Raw genomic sequence first — 18,519 nt, 5'->3', positions numbered from 1 at the left:
GCTTAGATGGACAAAATTGCACAATTCAATATTGGAGATTTAGTCATTCATAAACACAGCCGCTACAGAGCGATTGTTGTCGATGTGGACCCCTTATTTCAGGCTTCGGGTCGTTATAATCCACAAGCACATAAACGCGAATTTGCTACGCGCAATCCGTGGTATCGCTTGTTGGTTGATGACAGCAGCCAAATCACTTATGTGGAGGAATGCATGTTGATCGCAGATACCAGCCGAGTGCCTATTAACAATCCGCATATTGGATTTTATTTAAAAGAAAATGGAGGACATTACAGTAATGCACATCCCCCACATTAGATGCTCTTTGCAGCCCTGATTAGCGTAGCGTAATCGGGAAGATCTGGCTCAATTCCCCGGGGAGGGCTTGCGCCTGCCCCAGGCTACTTTTTATGTATTTCTTAAAATTAAAACTAACAGCGCAATAAAACCAATCAATCCAAGCGCCAAAACCCCCATAGTAAAAAAACTTTTATTTAAATTTTCTTTGCTAAATTGTTCAGGGCTTCCTTTTATCGCGCGGTACAGAATAAAAATAATCAATCCGGCACCAATAAGACCTAGGATTTGGTATAAAGTCTCCATAAAATGCTTCCTTATTTTGCTTCAAAACTAAATGCATCTGAGAATAAATGAGCAGGTGAAACCCCGCTATTGACCAATGCATCACGTGTACTGTACACCATATCAAAAGGTCCGCTAATCACTATTTGCCATTTACGAAGATCTTGTGGATGCTTGGCCAGTACTAAGGAGGCTAGAGGCACGCCGTTATCTTCTGATACCGAAGAAAAATAGTTAAAGCGACTCACATGAGCTTGCCAAGCCATTACTTTTTCATCCATGTATAAATCATTTTGCAAACGAGCGCCCCAAAATAACTCAAAAGGCCGAGTATCTGAAGTCGATAATAACTGCTCGATCATCGCTTTTACCGGCGCAAATCCAGTTCCACCCGCGATAAATACTATAGGACGGTTTGGATACAAATGCTCAATGGAACAGGTACCAAAAGGCAAGCGAAGAGTCACCGCCCCCGATTCTTTGATATGGGCAAATAAACGCTGATTGTAGGGATTATCCAAGCTATGTCGAATATGCAGTTCATATTTATGCGATCCTAATGGCGCATTGGCAATAGAATAGCTAAAAGCTTCTTCATTAAAAAGAATTTGTAAATATTGTCCCGCTTGATAATCCACGTAAGTCTCTGGAGTTAAAACCAAGCGCATAATACTGTCTGTCAATGGTGAAATATCTTCTACGAGTGCTTTAATTGTTTTTTCCTTCATCGGTCCAACCCCAAAGACGACCAATAACCATCGACCTTTTTTATGATCTCTTCATCCATCACTATGGGCTCCCCCCATTCTCTTTGAGTTTCTCCAGGCCATTTACTTGTTGCATCCATGCCAATTTTTGAGCCTAAACCTGAAATAGGTGAAGCAAAATCCAGGTAATCAATGGGAGTATTTTCGATCATTACGGTATCTCGTGCAGGATCCATACGGGTCGTCATCGCCCAGATCACATCCTGCCAATTACGCGCATCGATATCATCATCACAGACGATTACAAATTTGGTATACATAAATTGTCTTAAGAATGACCATACCGCCATCATTATTCGCTTCGCATGCCCAGGATATTGCTTCTTGATAGTCACTACGGCTAAACGATAGGAGCATCCTTCAGGCGGCAAATAGAAATCAACAATCTCTGGGAACTGTTTCTGTAACAAGGGAATAAATACTTCATTTAATGCAACGCCTAAAATAGCAGGCTCATCAGGTGGCCGGCCAGTATAAGTACTGTGGTAAATGGGGGAGTCTCTATGGGTTATGCGCTCCACAGTAAACACTGGGAAAGATTGTACTTCATTATAGTAACCGGTGTGATCGCCATAAGGCCCTTCTGGCGCCTCAATCCCAGGCTCTAAATAACCTTCCAGGATAATTTCCGCACTCGCAGGGACATGCAGCTCATTTCCAATGCACTGCGTCAAACGAGTGCGTTGGCCACGTAATAATCCCGCAAAAGCATATTCCGATAAAGTATCAGGAACAGGGGTTACGGCTGCGAGTATTGTTGCAGGATCAGCACCAAGCGTCACTGCAATTGGAAAACGTTCTCCAGGATAAGCTTTTTGCCATGCCTGGTAATCCAGTGCACCTCCTCGATGGGACAACCAACGCATGATCAATTGATTTTTACTCAACAGCTGTTGCCGGTATATCCCCATATTTTCACGCGTTTGATGTGGTCCTTTGGTGGTTACAAGCCCCCAAGTGATTAATGGAGCAGCATCTTTAGGCCAACAGGTTTGAATAGGTAATGAAGTCAGATCGACCTCATCTTTTTCCCAAACATGGTTTTGACATTCGGCACCACTCACATATTTTGGTGCCATATTTAATGCCTGTTTTAACAAAGGGAGCTTATTAAACGCGTCCTTAAATCCTTTAGGCGGATCAGGCTCCTTTAAGGCAGCCAGTAATTTGCCAACTTCCCGCAACGCACTGATACTGTCTTCACCCATTCCCATCGCCACACGCTCAACCGTGCCAAATAAATTAGTTAAAACAGGCATGTTATGGTTTGACGTATTAGTAAAGAGAAGAGCAGGGCCGCCAGAGCGAAGTACTCGATCACTGACTGCCGTCATTTCAAGATAGGGTGATACAGGATAGGTGATGCGTTTTAATAAATCACGTGATTCAAGTTGTGTAATAAAATCTCTTAAATCAGAGTATTTCATTCATAATCCCCTAGTAACCTCGCTGCCATTTCAAGAAATTTCTCCTCTCCCTTTAGGGAGAAGGTGCCCGTCAGGGCGGATGAGGGTATTGTTTAATCGCCCTCACCCCTACCCCTTTCCACGAGTGGGAGAGGGTATTTCTTCTTGACTTATGGCAGATAGTCCTGAAAGGAGCTTAACAATTCCCGGGTTTAGGCGCTTTGGGCCCTCCCCCAGGTTGCATTTTTTATAAGTACTACTCTTGGCGTTTCATTGCATCAAAAAATTCAGCATTGGTTTTATGATTCTTCATACGCTCAAGCAAGAACTCAATCGCATCACATTCATCCATAGACTGCAGAATTTTGCGCAATATCCAAGTGCGCTGTAGATCTTCTGGGCTTAATAACAGATCTTCACGGCGTGTACCTGAACGGTTAATATTAATCGCAGGGAAAACACGACGTTCAGCAATATTACGACTCAAGTGGATCTCCATATTACCGGTTCCCTTGAATTCTTCGTAAATCACTTCATCCATTTTAGAACCTGTGTCTACCAGAGCTGTAGCAATAATAGTCAGACTACCACCTTCTTCAATGTTACGTGCGGCACCATATAAACGCTTAGGTCTTTGCAACGCATTGGCATCAACACCCCCAGTAAGTACTTTACCAGATGAAGGAATCACCGTATTGTACGCTCGCGCCAGACGAGTAATTGAGTCAAGCAAAATAACCACATCACGCTTGTGTTCCACCAGGCGCTTGGCTTTTTCAATAACCATTTCGGCAACTTGAACGTGGCGGTTCGCAGGCTCATCAAACGTACTCGCAACCACTTCTCCCTTAACAGAACGTTGCATTTCAGTTACTTCTTCAGGGCGCTCATCAATCAATAACACGATGAGGTAACATTCAGGATAGTTCTTTTCTATAGAACGTGCGATGTTTTGCAGCATTAGTGTTTTACCTGCTTTGGGTGGGGAAACAATCAAACCACGTTGTCCTCGACCAAAAGGAGCACACAAGTCAACAACTCGCGCCGTCAAATCTTCGGTACTGCCGTTTCCTTGCTCCATGACCAAGCGCTCGGTAGCAAAGAGAGGAGTAAGGTTTTCAAATAAAATTTTTCGTTTGGCACTATCAGGTGAATCGTAATTGATTTCATCAACTTTCAACAAAGCAAAATAACGCTCGCTATCTTTGGGAGGACGAATTTTACCTGAAATCGTATCACCAGAACGTAAACCAAAACGTCTGATTTGGCTGGGAGATACATAAATATCATCAGGGCCTGCCAAATAGGAGCCATCGGCAGAACGCAAGAAACCAAAACCATCAGTCAGGACTTCTAAAACACCATCACCGTGGATGTCTTCACCTTTTAAGGCGTGGGCCTTAAGAATGGCAAAAATAATTTCTTGTTTGCGCATACGGGAAGGATTCTCGACACCAATCTCTTGTGCGATGTTAAAGAGATCGGCAATAGGCAATTGCTTAAGTTCACTAAGATTCATACTTCTCACTTGATTGGTTGATTAATTTCGAATTGGATATCCGGGAAAAATATTATTCAAGAATAGCAGCTAAGGATTCTGCTGCCTATGTGATATATTTAAATTATATCACATATTGCAACAGGCTATCACAGCTTTACTCAAAGATACAACATTTTTTATATAGAAAAATAAAAAATTAAACGTGGCTCTCAACAAAAGCACTTAATTGAGATTTTGAAAGCAAACCCATTTTAACAGCTTCAACCTGACCGTTTTTAAATAAAATCAATGTTGGAATACTCATCACACCAAACTTTGCCGGTGTTTGTGGGTGTTCATCGATATTAATCTTGGCAAAAGTTACTTGCTCACCATGAGTAGCAGCCACTTCTTCCAATATTGGGGTCAATGCACGACATGGACCACACCATTCAGCCCAAAAATCAACTAAAACAGGCTTATTAGCATGGATTACATCCTGTTCAAAACTTGCATCTGATATTGTTTTAATAAGATCACTCATGAGTCAACCTCTGTTGTTTAAAATAAGTTAATCGCCAAACTCACTCTGCATCAAGGAATATATTGATATTGGTAGCATTATGCTTTTAGATTTTCGCATTGAGAGAGACTGACTACAAGTACTATTATAGATCACCGCCTATCGCTTGCAACAGACTTAAGGCAGTAAGCGCCGCGGTTTCTGTGCGTAAAATTCTTGGCCCCAGAGATAAAGGTTGAAATCCATGCTGACACGCCAATTGAACCTCGTGGTCACTTAATCCCCCTTCCGGGCCAATAAGCAAGGCAATCGCAGCAGATCCAATCATATAATCTCGCCATTTTTTATTCTCACCGGGGTGCAAGATCAATTTCAATCCAACTTGAACCTCACGGACATAATGTTCTAAAGTGATGGGGGCATTTACTGCAGGAACTTGATTCCTTCCTGATTGTTCACACGCGGCAATGACTATCGCCTGCCATTGATGGAGTTTTTTTGCCATTCGCTCCTTATCTAATTTGACGACACAACGCTCCGTAATAAGAGGAGTAATACTGGTCACACCGAGTTCGACTGCTTTTTGCATGACGAACTCCATGCGCTCCCCCTTGGAAATTGCTTGAGCCAAATGGATAGCCAATGGGGATTCACGACTCACCTCATTTACCGAACCAATGACTACCGTGACTTGTTTTTTTTTCACAGCAACTATAGTTGCGTCAAATTCGCGATCATCACCAGAAAATAAAGTGATCTTTTCACCAACCTGCATACGCAAAACAACCCCAACGTGTTGACTGGCTTCGGGAGATAATTCTAAATGTTGGCCTGTATGGTAGTTTCCAGATTGATAAATACGTACTGCTCTCATGTGCTGGTGGTTCTCTTATGTAGCCTGGAGGCTTTGTAAGTCCGAATTAGCGCAGGGTAATCTGGGTTTGTATGCAAATATCCCAGATTTTTCTGCCTCTGGTTCCCGGGTTACGGCTACGTCTAACCCAGGCTACGTGTCGGTAATCATGCCAACACTATAACAAAAATTACTTATTTTTGCCCTATGTGTTAGAATTTTTTATTTCACTAGGGTCTAAGGAAATTAAAAACCATGAGCAAAACACGCATAGAATCTGATAGCATGGGTGAAATCGCTGTCCCTGCCGACAAATATTGGGGTGCACAGACTGAACGATCATTACATCACTTTAATATCGGCAAGGACATTATGCCGCGTGAGGTCACTCACGCTTTTGGTATCTTAAAAAAAGCCGCCGCATTGACCAATTTGGACTTAGGCAAGTTACCTAAAGATAAAGCAGATTTAATTATTAAGGCTGCCGATGAGGTGAGTAAGGGAATGCTGGATGAGCATTTTCCTTTGCATGTATGGCAAACGGGCAGTGGCACGCAATCCAATATGAATGCCAATGAGGTCATTTCAAATCGTGCAATTGAACTGGCTGGTGGAACCATGGGTAGTAAATCGCCTATTCATCCTAATGATCATGTGAATATGTCTCAATCTTCCAATGATACATTCCCGACAGCGATGCACATTGCCGCAGCCATTGCTTTTAATAAGAAATTAATTCCCGCAGTGAAAAGTTTGCGTGATGCCTTGGCGGTTAAAATGGCAGCATTCAAAGATATCGTTAAAATTGGCCGAACCCATTTACAAGATGCCGTGCCAATCACTTTAGGGCAGGAGTTTTCTGGTTATGTTGCCCAGCTGGATGCGTGCCTGCAACGTCTTGAAGGGGCATTGCCTGAACTTTACGAATTAGCTGCAGGGGGAACCGCTGTAGGAACTGGTTTAAATACACATCCACAATTTGCCGCAAAAGTTGCCAAACACATTGCCGAGATAACCCAATTGCCTTTTGTTACCGCAGAGAATAAATTTGCTGCGCTCGCCTCACACGAAGCATTAGTTAATGCCCACAGTGCCATGAAAACACTGGCTTGTGCTTTAATGAAAATTGCAAATGACATTCGTTGGTTAGCTTCTGGCCCACGTTGTGGTATTGGGGAATTGATCATTCCAGAAAATGAACCTGGTTCTTCAATCATGCCTGGAAAAGTGAATCCTACCCAATGTGAAGCCATGACTATGGTTTGCGCGCAAGTGCTGGGAAATGACGCAACAGTGGGTATCGCGGACAGCCAAGGTAATTTTGAACTGAATGTATTTAAACCGGTGATCATCTTTAACGTACTGCATTCCCTTAATTTGTTAGCCGATACCTGTCATTCATTTCAAGAATTTTGTGCCGAAGGAATCGAGGCCAATCATCAGGTGATCGACTATTATCTGCATCACTCTTTGATGCTCGTCACGGCACTGAATCAACACATAGGCTATGATAAAGCCGCAAAAATCGCTAAAACAGCACACCAAGACAATTCCTCCTTGCAAGAAGCAGCAGTGAAACTTGGAATTTTAACTGCAGAGCGTTTCGCGGAATTAGTAAGACCCGAAGAAATGATTGCTCCGCAGTAATTCATTAGGGGCTGTTGACCGCACATAAATTCCATCTCATTTTAGCCAAGAGATTCGAATTGTCAGCAGCACCTAGAAAAATCACTTGAAAATCGATGCCAATCTGTTGCATAGTTTGCCCCCCTGTTAATTTGAAGGGGTGATCTCTTTGAAAAAGGGAGAATCTGCGTCATTCAATTAACTTATCTGAAGTAGAAATGGACTTTGCTTTCAAAAATAATGTAAGGATGAAACTAATAAAAACTTATAGGAAAATAAGGTTCAAGTATGAAACATAAAAGAGAAATCCCTGTGGCTCAAAAATTTGCAACAATTAATGCGGATCACAAAAATGCACGAACAACTCATCAGTTAAGCGACAAGGCGTGCAAGAAAAAAGTGAGCTTCTTTGGAGATCGAGCTTCCCGGCAAGCGGTACGAGATGAAATGATTAAAGATGGTCTGGAATTAATGCAAATTCAGACAGAAATGGCTGAAGAACGCCAAGCAAGAGAAGATGAAATAAACAGCACTGTTCCTTTTAGTCAGTTTAGAATGTAAGAGCTGGGCCGTCAGGCCCAACTTATGCAAGCGACTTAAAATCGATATTTCAAACCAACTAAGGTATCATAAAAATTATTGATTTCGCCTGTCGGAAACTCCCAGCGTTGATATCCAATCTGTAAATCAACAACCAGACGGTGTGCTAATATGGGAAATTCATAAAGCAGATTTGCAAAATCATTCTTTAGCACAATAAAATTAACCGTCGTCAAATTGGCCAAGTCAGGGCTATGGCCTATACCCACAGTTAAAGAAACGGAATGATCCTCCGTGCCAAAAAAACGTTTAATCACTCCAGTCATTAACACTGATTTCACATTGGTTTGCGGGACAAAATAGTATGGAGTCACGCTCAACAAATAATTACCTACCGCATAATTTAATCCTGCAATGTAAGTCATAAAAAAAGTAGGTGCGATGTTCGAATAAATTGCGCCACCCGTAAACTGGAGAGAACTCGTCAAACTAATGTTTGCCTGTCCTCCATAGGAGTAATCAGAAAATAAATTGGGTTGATTCGCATAGGTAGCCACCAAATTAAATGAAACATCCCGATTAAGCACCGGTGAAAAATCCAACTCATATTGGGGTGCAGTGAATCCTTGTCGTGCTGCAAAATTAATACGACCACCAAATCGACCGTAGCTCGTATCTCGAGTGTAATACAGTGAAGAATAATCCCAAATTTGATGAAAACCAGTAACGTAGGAGTTATCTGTGGTAAAACCGACTTCATTCACCCCGTAGTCATAACGAGGAATAACTTGCTTTACATCGGATAAATATTGCTTGGAATAGACATTGTTCGGATCTAGGGTGAGAATTTTTTTGTTGGTTGCAATCGCAGGAGCATAGGCGGTAAGGTAAGTCTGGATATCGCTTAATTTCATCAGCAATAAAACGCTGTTTGGATTAAGCCGCAATCCTTGTTTAATAACCCAAAGTGCCGTTAAATCACGCCTCTTAGCTATATAATAATTCGCTAAAAGAAGACGCGCGTCTTCATCACTCGGATTTTTTTTTAGTCGTTCTTGATATAATTTTTTAGCCTCTTCGCTGTCCTCTTGCACTGGAGTTGATGTTGCTGTTGCTAACGCTTTTTTTAAAGGAATTTCTTTCGGATTTGTAGTAGTGCTTTTGTTGATTACTGAAGGAGTAATGATTCCCGTCGGATTCACAGCAAAAATTTGATTAGAGAGTAAAAAAAGGGTTATCCCTAAAGCAGTCGCTATAATTCGATATACTTTTTTCATAGAGTAAAAATCAATCCGTTGAAAGAAACAAACAATAAGTAAGCTAACATCTCGATTAATAGGATTGCAAGGTTTTAAAGGGAATAAACCAGATGGTTACGTCATAACCCGGGTTAGGCAGACGCCATAACCCGGAGACAATCATTATTGCTGGATTACCGGAATTTGTGGGGCAGCATTTCGCTTAGGTCCTGGGGTTGCTTTTTGAGTAGGATCTTTTGAAGCATAAGTTTTTTGGGCTTTGGCCTTATTCCCTGCTGTTTGTTTGCTCTGGGCATTCATTTGCTCATAGTATTGAGCATTGTTATTAGCATGTTCTGAACGTTGCATATCCATGCATGCACACAAGCCTAGAGACAAAGCAATACCAAAACACCACTTAAGTGATTTTAAATTAAACATATTCAGCTCCCTGCTTTGTTAGTTTTAGAAAACTTAATATAAATCAAAAACTTTAAAATCACCACCCAAATCATACAAGAATTTTTTTTTTTGCTTAAAACCCATATAATCAAAAGCAAATTACTCTCCAATAAAGGACTAATATGATTTATCCGAATATTCTTGCCACCATAGGAAAAACTCCCATAGTAAAAATTAATCGTCTTGGCCGTGCGCTTGATTGTGAGTTGTATGCAAAGTGTGAGTTTTTTAATCCTGGTGGTTCTGTTAAGGATCGTATCGGCTATGAAATGATTGTTAATGCAGAGCGAGATGGGCATATTAAGCCAGGTGATACACTGATTGAACCTACCTCAGGGAATACAGGAATAGGTATTGCCCTCGCAGGTGCGGTATTAGGTTACAAAGTCATTATTACTATGCCTGAGAAAATGAGTCAGGAAAAGCAATCCGTTCTTGAGCTCCTGGGAGCCACGATCTACCGTACTCCAACAGAAGCAGCCTATAATGATCCGGAAAGTCATATTTCTTTAGCTAAACGACTGAAAGCGCAAATCCCCAATTCCTATATTCTTGATCAATACGCCAATCCGAATAACCCTAATGCGCACTATCATGGTACCGCCCAGGAAATTATTGATGATTTTGGCAAGGACTTACACATGGTTGTTGCCGGAGTAGGAACTGGAGGCACAATTACTGGTCTTGCGAGACGCCTTAAGGAATATAATCCGGAGATTAAAATTATTGGTGTTGATCCCGAGGGCTCTATTCTTGGTGGTGGAACCGAAATTAAATCCTATGCGGTAGAGGGCATAGGCTATGACTTTTTTCCAGATGTTTTAGATAATGATTTAATTGATAAATATATTAAAACAAATGATCTGAATTCATTTCGAACTGCAAGGGATTTAATCCGTGAAGAGGGGTTATTGGTAGGAGGTTCTTCTGGGGCGGCAATGTGGGCCGCACTGCAAGCTGCGAAATCTTTAAGTAGCGGACAAAAATGCTTGGTTATTTTACCTGACTCCATTCGCAATTACATGTCTAAATTTGCCCATGATGAATGGATGAAACAACAGGGATTTTTATAAACATTAACATTTAATGTGGAAATGGGATCTTAATCCCGGATTACAACTGCGTCTAATCCGGGGTTAAGTTACCTAGTCAAGCCAACAGTAGCGCGCTTTTCTAGTTCATCAAATAAAGTATCCGGATCAACTTGCTTTGTGGTAATCCAGTCGGACAAAGCGTTTGCCAATAGCTTGATTGTTTGTTCCTCCCCTTCCTCAGGGGCATCAGCAATAAGCGGCTTTCTTTTGGACTGCTCCAAAGCGGCCACGGATACGGTATTTTTCGTTTGAGGTAAATACTTGATATAAAGTTCTCTCAATCGCTTGTGTAACTGTTCATGGGTTAATTCTTCATCTCGAGCCGTGCTAAAAATGGCGGTCCGATAGTTATCATAAGAGTGCAACAACTGTTTATTGTCCTCTTCGATTAGGTGAATTATGTCACGCAGAGTCTCCCCCTGCTCCTTTGTATTCTCAACAGGCTCTGGCGGATTAACCGCTAATTGACGAACATAGGCGTACTCTTTCTCATGACCTTTCCTTACAGCTGGGAAATACTGTTCCTGCTTTCCTTCCCCTTGAACTTGAATCACTAAATTCATTTTATGCATTATGCTTCTCCATCATATACTTCTTTTTTTCTCAGTTCCTTTCCGAGTTCTTTAAAAGATAAGGTAATACTAATCCCCAGTGTCTGAGCAAGGGCATTTAAAGCACTTGCTGGTAATTGTACTGTGGGATCACGCAAATAACTTTTGGGAGTTTCCGCACTTAATCCATCAAACACCTCTCGATACATCAAAGGATGTGTATAAAGCTCGTCCACTGCCAATTGCCGCAAAACATAAGCCATACACTCTACTAATTCTGACTTACGAGAACTATTGAGTAACATCCCCATCCGTTCCGGAAGTGTTAAATAAGGTTGGTTGTTAATGTATTTGGGAAAGTGTAGATAAAAACGCTCCAAAATTTTTTTTAAGGTAGCATCATTACCTCTTTGGGAAGTACTTTGTAACGAATCGATCATCGCCACCGCAACAGCATGAAATTGTTCGGTACCCACGTTGATAAAATTGTATTCTGCACGTGGCTTTGGCTCATGATGCACATAAGCTTTGGTACTAAAAAAACCCGCCATAATACTCTCCCACCCCTCAATATATTTTCATTCTAATGAATCAAAATTAAGGAAATATTAACTTACAAAACTCATGAACATAAATTTAAAATGGTGCTCACTTTTATAAAACAAAATTATAGTAATAAAATTATACTTAACAATATAATTCTATACTAGATGCTGTAATTTTACTCGATTAGACAATAATAAGACAGTGATTAATGTTTTTTATACTTTGCGTTTTTATGAAATTTCGGCAAACTACCTAAAGGAAAGTTCCGTACATCCTTGATAATCTTTTTCTATCAAAGCGGCGTACTTCCATAGGAAATGCATTAGAAAACGAAATAAACCAGGTGTATTAACAATGCCTAATTTGGAATGGCACCTAATTCAAGGATTATTTTGAACCACTGGATACCCTATTTTTTTTGCTTACTTCTCGTACTTTTTACCCTGCTCATTCACGTGCGGCTCCGAAGAAGGCAATTCCATGTAATTCGCTGGCAAAAATCATTAAATTTACAAAGACACGCCCAAGTGTTTCATCAACTCTACACCAATGTCAATGGGTTCATGCTCTCACAGAATGCACGTCAAACAAACGATGCAATGGAATATGCCTACGGAGAAATCGAATTTTCATCGTTCATCGCTCTCTTATCCCTAACTAGGCCCGATGAAAATACGGTATTCTATGATTTAGGCTCAGGAACAGGTAAAGCAGTACTGGCCTGTAGTATGGTCTTCCCTGTATGCAAAAGCGTAGGGATTGAATTGTTTCCCGAACTCTATTCTGTAGCATGCAAACAAGCCGAGCAATTAGCACACATAGCCAATTATGCAATACAGGCCAAAAAAATTAAATTTATTTTAGGTGATTTTCTTGAAGTGAATTTAAACGAGGCAACGCTTGTCTTTATCAATTCTACTGCTTTTTTTGGGCCTCTATGGGAAAAGCTCTGCGCTAAGCTTGATCATTTATCGCATCTTAAAACGATCATTACCACCAGCAAGGCATTATCCTCTACCCATTTTACGTTGACAAAACGTACTAAAGTTGAAATGAGTTGGGGGGTTGTTTTTGCCTACATTCACTCTAGAAAAACTACCGCGACTAACTGTCTTGAAAATATTGAATAATTTTTTTCCCGGTCTATACTAATAAAACAAGGGACAATTGTCAGCACCTAATCTGTATTGGTAGCAGACTTTGAAACACGCGACAACACGAGGTGGGTATGATCAAATCGGAACTCATTGAACAAATCGCTGCTCGAATGACGCATCTTACTGAAAAGCAAGTTGCTGATGGTATCAATAAGATATTGGAATTAATGAGTGAGGCACTCATTAAAAACCAAAGAATAGAAATTCGGGGTTTTGGCAGCTTTTCTCTCCATTATAGACCTCCACGCAATGCCCATAATCCCAAAACGGGTGAAAAAGTTGTGACTAAAGCGAAATACAGTCCTCACTTTAAACCAGGAAAAGAATTACGTGAGCGCGTTGATGCCTCACGCGATAAATATAAATTACCTGATGAAGAATAGGTGAATTTGATTCTTGCTCGCTATGGCCTCCAGGTATAGCCCCGGGGAAGGACGCAGACCTTACCCGGGTTTTGCGGGGCGACACCAAACATCATCATCCTGAGGCGTTTAGGATGAGCGATCTCCTGATTTCAGCATCTGGTCATCCTACTCATGTTCCATACTGGAGATCCTGACTATCCTCAGAATAGCGTATCCTTAAGTCCGAGGTAGAGTAACGCCCGTTTGTCCTTGGTATTTGCCGCCACGATCGCGATATGAAACAGCACACACTTCTGTGGCCTCCAAAAATAACATTTGTGCTACGCCTTCATGAGCATAAATCTTGGCAGGCAAGGTAGTAGTATTTGAAAATTCCAAAGTGACGTGTCCCTCCCATTCCGGCTCTAAAGGCGTCACGTTAACGATAATTCCACAACGTGCATACGTTGATTTGCCCAGGCAAATGGTCAAGACATTACGGGGAATTCGAAAATACTCAACCGTCCTCGCCAATGCGAACGAGTTAGGCGGAATGATGCATACATCCGATTGCACATCCACAAAACTGTTTTCATCAAACGCTTTAGGATCCACAATAGCAGAATTAATATTAGTAAAAATTTTAAATTCATTAGCACAACGAACATCGTATCCATAGCTGGACACACCGTAGGAAATAATTCTTCCATTTTCATTTTCACGCACTTGTCCGGGCTGAAATGGAGATATCATTCCATGCTCAAGCGCCATTTTTTCTATCCATCTATCTGATTTGATCGACACAGTAAAAACCTCTTAAATGCTTCAAAATGAGTGTTCTATCATAAAAGCAGAATAAACGAAAGATTGTATTTATATTGCCCCAAAAGATTCATGACTTTCTATTAAATACTTTCTCTTCAATAAAATCGTTTATACTTGATATATAAGTTAAATAATTACTAGATACCAATGGATGAAGAAACCCCTAGTTATAGCCATGCGGCCAGGCAAATTGGCTTCGTAATGAGACATCATTACCTCGATCTCTCAGAAATTAAATTAATTAAAAAACTGATTCAAGACAGTTATAACACTTTCGGTCAATTACATCATAATAAAGTATTTTTGAACTTAGGTTTATGGGACAAACAAATCCATGACGAATATAAAGAACTAAATTTTGATTTTTCTAAAATATCTGAGGTACAAGATATTTATTCACAACTGCTTCTTTATACCCTGATTAGGCCATTAATAAAAGCTCAATTTTTTAATAAAAGATTGCTTGAGATAGGGAGTGGTAATGGTCTTGGTCTTAAAGCAAGTTCTCAATTATTAAAAACTAACTATGCATTAGGTGTCGATTTGGTTAACCGATTGGTAATCAATTCCAATCGACATTTTTATGAGCAAGATAAAGTGAACTATATTCAGTCCGATGCGGAAAATCTGCCTTTAGGAAATGAATGCTTTGATATTGTTACCAATCTTGAAAGCTCTCATCTTTATCCTCGAATTGACGACTTTTTTTCGGAAGTTGAACGCGTCTTGTCTTTAGGTGGTTTTTTTTGTTATGCAGATCATTATTTTAAAATTAAAGATCAATCCAACAAATTAGAACAATTTATTAAAAACAGCGGCAAATTAAAAATAATTCAAAAAACCAATATTACCAAGCAAGTACAGGCGTCTCTTTATCAACGTTTAATTGTCAATGAAGAAGGATTTTATAGGCAAGCCTTGTCTATTGTTGGGGATGACATGGGCAAATTTATGGCCGAACTGCCAACTATTGCTGCGGTCTGTGGATTAATATTTCTTCCATGGTGGAAAATCAGATTTAAAAACCCTGCGCTTAACTACGTTGCAAAATACGCCCGCAAAGAAAAATTCTGGGGTAAAAAGTATTATTTTTATTATCTTATTCAAAAGGTTAAGCGATGAAAATAAAAAAAATACAAGAAGTTGAGTACGAATATGGTCATGAAGAATACATTAAGCATCTCATTTATCGCTCAAAAGAACCCATTTTAATAAAAATAAAAAATTTTACCGACAAGTTTTCTATAGATTATTTTGAAAACCTTCTTGAAGGTATAATAACCTATGATACTTATGAAAATGATAGTTGGAAATCTTATAATAGCGGCGATTATACTACGGTCATGTCCGAAATTAAAAAGAATATGCCGTATCGAATTTTTGGCCAGACTTTTCCGATGCACTCTAAAGCGATAGAACGACATGTACCTCTTTGGCAAAAAATTCCACTTCGGCCAAGATATTTCAATAAGAAGCTAAAAGTTGTTTATTTTTTTGGCGGCAGAGGGGCACATACTGAAATACACTTTGATAGGGAGCATTGTTGTAATCTCCATCTATGCTTAAGTGGCAAAAAACAAGTGTTATTATTCACTCAAGATCAAAGCCACTTTATTTATAAACTTCCTTACGTTGGTGACAGTTTGTTGGAATTTGGCCAGCCATGGGATTTATTATCGAAACAATTTCCTCGATTAAACCAGGCAGAAGGGTATAACATCACGCTCGAACGAGGAGATATGCTGTTTATGCCTAAAAATTGTTGGCATTACACGACCTATCTTGAGGCCTCCGCTGCGGCCACCTATATTTTTTACCCTCGAAAATTCTTTCAGTTTTACGGATATTTTACGGGTTACTTTTTTATGGGGTACAAATCACCGAATGGTTTTAGAATTTGCGATTGGCCATTATTTGAAAAATTTAGTCGCCGTTATGCCCTAGCAGAAGGGAAAAAAAAGTCTTTATTTAAAATAATTGAAATACTCTCATACATAATTCTGCTCCCAACAATCAGTATTCTGACTCTGATTGCCTTTAAATTAAAACCGCGACGAGTTTATTAACCTCCCCAAAAAATATACTGCATTCGAGGCATGTAAGGTGGTTGCCGGGTGAAGCGCCGCTAAACTCAGGCATGACTTTGCGATCACCCAGGCTATAGTCCTAATTTAAGTTATGGTTTTCTTGATGCCATATTGGACAAAATATCACCCAGCTCCATCGGCATTGGGAACACAATTGTTGAGTTGTTATTGCCTGCTATAGCGGCTAATGTCTGCAAATAACGTAACTGCATCGCTTGTGGTTGCTGTGCCAATACTTGTGACGCTTCTAATAATTTTGCGGAGGCTTGCAACTCTCCTTCGGCATGAATCACTTTAGCACGTCGCTCACGTTCTGCTTCCGCCTGTCTGGCAATTGCGCGGACCATACTTTCATCCAAATCAACGCGCTTAATTTCGACATTAGACACCTTAATACCCCAGTTGTCTGTTTGGGCATCCAATATTTTTTGGACGTCACTATTTAATTGCTCACGCTCGGAAAGCATTTCATCCAGTTCATGTTGCCCCAGTACGGACCGGAGTGTCGTTTGTGCCAATTGACTGGTTGCTTCATAATAATTTTCTACCTGGATAATTGCATTTTCTGGTGCCACTACCCGAAAGTATAAGACGGCGTTAACCCTGACAGAAACGTTATCTTTCGATATAACGTCTTGGCTCGGAACATCCATGACAATGGTCCGTAAGTCAACTCGTACTACTTGTTGGATTACCGGAATAATAAGGACTAAACCAGGTCCTTTAACGCGCCAAAAGCGGCCTAGCATAAACACGACACCTCGTTCATATTCTCTAAATACTTTGACCGCTGATATTAAAAGCAGCAGGATCAGCACTAAGACTACCGTTAAAAAAGGTCCCATTTTTACCCTCCTTGATTCGCTGCATCTTCTTCGATTTCCAATACAAGACCCGAAGTTGCAATGACTTTTATTGATTGGTTGCTAGCAATAAATTTTTTTGAACGAACGCTCCAAATTTCTCCATGAATTATTGCTTGTCCTTCCAGATTAATGTCGCCAAGTGTGCGTCCCTTAGCTCCTATTAATACGCCTAAACCATGTTTTACACTTTGCCGTCTGGCTTTTATTGCCATACCGAGCAAAATCACAAAAAGCAGGATATTCACTAACACCATAGCCGCTATTGCAGACCAAGCGATGTGGTACCACGCATTATTGGTATCCAGTAACATGATAGAACCGATAATAAATGCAATTGTCCCGCCGCCGCCTAAAGATCCGTACGCCGGAATGAATGCCTCCGCGATGATAAACCCTACTCCTAATACCATAAGAAAAAAACCCGCATAATTTATCGGTAATAGTTGGAATGCATAAAGTGCAATACACATTGATATCACACCAATTACGCCGGGTAATAAATGTCCTGGATTAACCAATTCAAAAAAAATACCATATATCCCCAGTAACAACAGCAAATATGCCACAGTCGGATCAGTAATGATCGATAAAAATCGGGTACGCCAATCAGGCTCAATTCGCTGAATCTGTGGGTTGCTGGTATTGAGCTTGATGGTTTGATTGTTTTGCATTACTGATACACCATTTAACTGGGTCAGTAAGTCTTGTTCATTCGTTGCAATGAAGTTAATGACCCCTTCTTTTAACGCTTCAGTAGCGGTTAATGTCTCTGCATTCTTAACTGCGTTTTGGGCAAAGTCTGGATTTCTCCCTCTAAGTTGCGCCAATGAGCGTATTGTTGCCACGGCATCATTAGTCATTTTTTTATCCATGGTTGTTTGCTTATTGGACGTCTCACTGCTAAAACCAGTTGCGTCTATATTGACTGGGCTTGCTGCTCCCAATTGTGTTCCTGGTGCCATAGCGGCCAAAGTGCTGGCATAAAGCAAATAGGTTCCTGCACTCGCCGCACGCGCACCATTTGGACTCACATAAGTTACAATGGGAATCTTGGATGATAAAAATTTTTGAATTATCGACCGCATTGCTTCATCAAGCCCGCCGGGAGTATCAAGGGTGATCAGGATTAAATCTGCTTGTTGTGCTGTATCAATAGTACGCACCACATAGTCTACAGTAGCCGGGCCAATTGGCCCTTTAATATTGAGTTCAATCACTTTAGATGCGTACGCAGAGGAATAGATGAATAAAATAGCTAACACAGTGAGCTGGAATATGAAGGTCATGATACCAGAGGCTGCGCGTCTGGACCTTGGCATGTTGTACGATTTACACATGCTCCTTTCCTTTATGAAATATCCCGTATATGATAAAAGATAGCACAGTTTGTGCTCTCTATTGCGGCATGCCTTGCACGCAACACGACTATCCTAAGATTGCTTGTGATGAAATATCGTAGCCTGTATGAGTAGGTTGGGCTTTGGTCCAAAATCCTTTAACGCAATTCGCTAAAGACTTTTTGTTGGGCCAAGGCCCAACCTACAGTACTGCTTACCCTTTTTAGGTGGATAG

General features: G+C 40.6%; 21 protein-coding genes. 8 read left to right on the top strand and 13 right to left on the bottom strand.

Features of this window, described 5'->3' with window-relative positions; translation table 11 throughout:
* Window positions 1–6 precede the first annotated feature (6 nt).
* The gene (hspQ, locus tag OQJ13_RS09235; protein WP_028382395.1) at window positions 7–318 is read left to right on the top strand and encodes a heat shock protein HspQ; all 312 of its coding nucleotides are present in this window, start codon (window positions 7–9) and stop codon (window positions 316–318) included.
* Window positions 319–408: 90 nt separating this feature from the next.
* Here hspQ and OQJ13_RS09230 read toward each other — a convergent pair whose 3' ends face one another.
* The 6 genes from OQJ13_RS09230 to OQJ13_RS09205 form a co-directional block, all read right to left on the bottom strand.
* Window positions 409–603 (bottom strand): hypothetical protein, encoded by a 195-nt coding sequence (locus OQJ13_RS09230; protein WP_265710567.1) that lies wholly within the window; start codon window positions 601–603, stop codon window positions 409–411.
* Window positions 604–614: 11 nt separating this feature from the next.
* Window positions 615–1,310, bottom strand: coding sequence for an NAD(P)H-flavin reductase (locus OQJ13_RS09225; RefSeq protein WP_265710566.1), 696 nt, complete (start codon window positions 1,308–1,310; stop codon window positions 615–617).
* Window positions 1,307–2,776, bottom strand: coding sequence for a 4-hydroxy-3-polyprenylbenzoate decarboxylase (gene ubiD / locus OQJ13_RS09220; RefSeq protein ID WP_265710565.1), 1,470 nt, complete (start codon window positions 2,774–2,776; stop codon window positions 1,307–1,309). The genes OQJ13_RS09225 and ubiD overlap by 4 nt, the downstream gene beginning before the upstream one ends.
* Before the next feature lie 235 nt (window positions 2,777–3,011).
* Window positions 3,012–4,274, bottom strand: coding sequence for a transcription termination factor Rho (rho, locus tag OQJ13_RS09215; protein ID WP_010652211.1), 1,263 nt, complete (start codon window positions 4,272–4,274; stop codon window positions 3,012–3,014).
* A gap of 178 nt (window positions 4,275–4,452) precedes the next feature.
* The gene (gene trxA, locus OQJ13_RS09210; RefSeq protein ID WP_028382391.1) at window positions 4,453–4,779 is read right to left on the bottom strand and encodes a thioredoxin; all 327 of its coding nucleotides are present in this window, start codon (window positions 4,777–4,779) and stop codon (window positions 4,453–4,455) included.
* A 124-nt stretch (window positions 4,780–4,903) separates the two neighbouring features.
* The gene (locus OQJ13_RS09205; RefSeq protein WP_265710564.1) at window positions 4,904–5,632 is read right to left on the bottom strand and encodes a 16S rRNA (uracil(1498)-N(3))-methyltransferase; all 729 of its coding nucleotides are present in this window, start codon (window positions 5,630–5,632) and stop codon (window positions 4,904–4,906) included.
* Between the two features lie 234 nt (window positions 5,633–5,866).
* Here OQJ13_RS09205 and fumC point away from each other — a divergent pair, with 234 nt between their 5' ends.
* Together fumC and OQJ13_RS09195 are read left to right on the top strand one after the other, a co-directional pair.
* Window positions 5,867–7,258 carry a class II fumarate hydratase gene (fumC, locus tag OQJ13_RS09200; protein WP_265710563.1) on the top strand — a complete coding sequence of 464 codons (1,392 nt, stop codon included), beginning with the start codon at window positions 5,867–5,869 and terminating at the stop codon, window positions 7,256–7,258.
* Between the two features lie 267 nt (window positions 7,259–7,525).
* A complete protein-coding gene (locus tag OQJ13_RS09195) occupies window positions 7,526–7,798 on the top strand; it encodes a hypothetical protein (protein ID WP_265710562.1) in 273 nt (90 codons plus the stop codon).
* Window positions 7,799–7,833: 35 nt separating this feature from the next.
* On the opposite strand, the gene OQJ13_RS09190 is transcribed toward OQJ13_RS09195, so the two are convergent.
* Window positions 7,834–9,054 (bottom strand): YaiO family outer membrane beta-barrel protein, encoded by a 1,221-nt coding sequence (locus tag OQJ13_RS09190; protein WP_265710561.1) that lies wholly within the window; start codon window positions 9,052–9,054, stop codon window positions 7,834–7,836.
* Between the two features lie 144 nt (window positions 9,055–9,198).
* Window positions 9,199–9,456 carry a hypothetical protein gene (locus OQJ13_RS09185; RefSeq protein WP_265710560.1) on the bottom strand — a complete coding sequence of 86 codons (258 nt, stop codon included), beginning with the start codon at window positions 9,454–9,456 and terminating at the stop codon, window positions 9,199–9,201.
* A gap of 143 nt (window positions 9,457–9,599) precedes the next feature.
* On the opposite strand from OQJ13_RS09185, the gene OQJ13_RS09180 reads away from it, so the two are divergent.
* Entirely contained in the window at window positions 9,600–10,550 is a 951-nt protein-coding gene (locus tag OQJ13_RS09180; RefSeq protein WP_265710559.1) for a pyridoxal-phosphate dependent enzyme, read from the top strand.
* A 68-nt stretch (window positions 10,551–10,618) separates the two neighbouring features.
* Here OQJ13_RS09180 and OQJ13_RS09175 read toward each other — a convergent pair whose 3' ends face one another.
* Both OQJ13_RS09175 and OQJ13_RS09170 read right to left on the bottom strand, forming a co-directional pair.
* Complete coding sequence (locus tag OQJ13_RS09175; RefSeq protein WP_265710558.1) at window positions 10,619–11,143, bottom strand: hypothetical protein; 525 nt, start codon at window positions 11,141–11,143, stop codon at window positions 10,619–10,621.
* Window positions 11,143–11,673, bottom strand: coding sequence for a transposase (locus OQJ13_RS09170; RefSeq protein WP_265710557.1), 531 nt, complete (start codon window positions 11,671–11,673; stop codon window positions 11,143–11,145). Before OQJ13_RS09170 ends, OQJ13_RS09175 begins: the two co-directional genes overlap by 1 nt.
* 363 nt (window positions 11,674–12,036) lie before the next feature.
* Between OQJ13_RS09170 and OQJ13_RS09165 the strand changes: the two genes are divergently transcribed.
* Together OQJ13_RS09165 and OQJ13_RS09160 are read left to right on the top strand one after the other, a co-directional pair.
* Window positions 12,037–12,798: a methyltransferase gene (locus tag OQJ13_RS09165; protein WP_416209907.1), complete on the top strand. Its 762-nt coding sequence runs from the start codon at window positions 12,037–12,039 to the stop codon at window positions 12,796–12,798.
* 98 nt (window positions 12,799–12,896) lie between these two features.
* Window positions 12,897–13,208, top strand: a complete 312-nt coding sequence (locus OQJ13_RS09160; RefSeq protein WP_028382383.1) for an integration host factor subunit beta — start codon at window positions 12,897–12,899, stop codon at window positions 13,206–13,208.
* Window positions 13,209–13,406: 198 nt separating this feature from the next.
* On the opposite strand, the gene dcd is transcribed toward OQJ13_RS09160, so the two are convergent.
* Window positions 13,407–13,973 carry a dCTP deaminase gene (dcd, locus tag OQJ13_RS09155; RefSeq protein ID WP_028382382.1) on the bottom strand — a complete coding sequence of 189 codons (567 nt, stop codon included), beginning with the start codon at window positions 13,971–13,973 and terminating at the stop codon, window positions 13,407–13,409.
* Between the two features lie 168 nt (window positions 13,974–14,141).
* Here dcd and OQJ13_RS09150 point away from each other — a divergent pair, with 168 nt between their 5' ends.
* Entirely contained in the window at window positions 14,142–15,116 is a 975-nt protein-coding gene (locus OQJ13_RS09150; RefSeq protein ID WP_265710555.1) for a class I SAM-dependent methyltransferase, read from the top strand.
* On the top strand, window positions 15,113–16,060 hold the full coding sequence (locus tag OQJ13_RS09145; protein ID WP_265710554.1) for a cupin-like domain-containing protein: 948 nt from the start codon (window positions 15,113–15,115) through the stop codon (window positions 16,058–16,060). The genes OQJ13_RS09150 and OQJ13_RS09145 overlap by 4 nt, the downstream gene beginning before the upstream one ends.
* A gap of 110 nt (window positions 16,061–16,170) precedes the next feature.
* Here the strand turns inward: OQJ13_RS09145 and OQJ13_RS09140 are convergent, their stop codons facing one another.
* Together OQJ13_RS09140 and OQJ13_RS09135 are read right to left on the bottom strand one after the other, a co-directional pair.
* On the bottom strand, window positions 16,171–16,926 hold the full coding sequence (locus OQJ13_RS09140; RefSeq protein WP_265710553.1) for a slipin family protein: 756 nt from the start codon (window positions 16,924–16,926) through the stop codon (window positions 16,171–16,173).
* Window positions 16,927–16,928: 2 nt separating this feature from the next.
* Entirely contained in the window at window positions 16,929–18,233 is a 1,305-nt protein-coding gene (locus tag OQJ13_RS09135; protein ID WP_265711915.1) for an NfeD family protein, read from the bottom strand.
* Between the last annotated feature and the right edge of the window lie 286 nt (window positions 18,234–18,519).

The organism is Legionella sp. PATHC035 (assembly GCF_026191115.1).
Taxonomy (GTDB): Bacteria; Pseudomonadota; Gammaproteobacteria; order Legionellales; family Legionellaceae; genus Legionella.
Note: the sequence above shows the minus strand (reverse complement) of the source record. Positions and strands in the feature narration are given on the sequence as shown.

Bases quoted from the DNA above. Each gene is read 5' to 3' on its own strand.
- OQJ13_RS09195 (WP_265710562.1), top strand. From the start codon at position 7,526: ATGAAACATAAAAGAGAAATCCCTGTGGCTCAAAAATTTGCAACAATT.
- OQJ13_RS09180 (WP_265710559.1), top strand. From the start codon at position 9,600: ATGATTTATCCGAATATTCTTGCCACCATAGGAAAAACTCCCATAGTA.
- fumC (WP_265710563.1), top strand. From the start codon at position 5,867: ATGAGCAAAACACGCATAGAATCTGATAGCATGGGTGAAATCGCTGTC.
- OQJ13_RS09230 (WP_265710567.1), bottom strand. From the start codon at position 603: ATGGAGACTTTATACCAAATCCTAGGTCTTATTGGTGCCGGATTGATT.
- rho (WP_010652211.1), bottom strand. From the start codon at position 4,274: ATGAATCTTAGTGAACTTAAGCAATTGCCTATTGCCGATCTCTTTAAC.
- OQJ13_RS09190 (WP_265710561.1), bottom strand. From the start codon at position 9,054: ATGAAAAAAGTATATCGAATTATAGCGACTGCTTTAGGGATAACCCTT.
- OQJ13_RS09175 (WP_265710558.1), bottom strand. From the start codon at position 11,143: ATGCATAAAATGAATTTAGTGATTCAAGTTCAAGGGGAAGGAAAGCAG.
- ubiD (WP_265710565.1), bottom strand. From the start codon at position 2,776: ATGAAATACTCTGATTTAAGAGATTTTATTACACAACTTGAATCACGT.
- OQJ13_RS09160 (WP_028382383.1), top strand. From the start codon at position 12,897: ATGATCAAATCGGAACTCATTGAACAAATCGCTGCTCGAATGACGCAT.
- OQJ13_RS09225 (WP_265710566.1), bottom strand. From the start codon at position 1,310: ATGAAGGAAAAAACAATTAAAGCACTCGTAGAAGATATTTCACCATTG.
- OQJ13_RS09165 (WP_416209907.1), top strand. From the start codon at position 12,037: ATGGCACCTAATTCAAGGATTATTTTGAACCACTGGATACCCTATTTT.
- hspQ (WP_028382395.1), top strand. From the start codon at position 7: ATGGACAAAATTGCACAATTCAATATTGGAGATTTAGTCATTCATAAA.
- OQJ13_RS09145 (WP_265710554.1), top strand. From the start codon at position 15,113: ATGAAAATAAAAAAAATACAAGAAGTTGAGTACGAATATGGTCATGAA.
- OQJ13_RS09150 (WP_265710555.1), top strand. From the start codon at position 14,142: ATGGATGAAGAAACCCCTAGTTATAGCCATGCGGCCAGGCAAATTGGC.
- OQJ13_RS09170 (WP_265710557.1), bottom strand. From the start codon at position 11,673: ATGGCGGGTTTTTTTAGTACCAAAGCTTATGTGCATCATGAGCCAAAG.
- OQJ13_RS09135 (WP_265711915.1), bottom strand. From the start codon at position 18,233: ATGACCTTCATATTCCAGCTCACTGTGTTAGCTATTTTATTCATCTAT.
- OQJ13_RS09205 (WP_265710564.1), bottom strand. From the start codon at position 5,632: ATGAGAGCAGTACGTATTTATCAATCTGGAAACTACCATACAGGCCAA.
- trxA (WP_028382391.1), bottom strand. From the start codon at position 4,779: ATGAGTGATCTTATTAAAACAATATCAGATGCAAGTTTTGAACAGGAT.
- OQJ13_RS09185 (WP_265710560.1), bottom strand. From the start codon at position 9,456: ATGTTTAATTTAAAATCACTTAAGTGGTGTTTTGGTATTGCTTTGTCT.
- OQJ13_RS09140 (WP_265710553.1), bottom strand. From the start codon at position 16,926: ATGGGACCTTTTTTAACGGTAGTCTTAGTGCTGATCCTGCTGCTTTTA.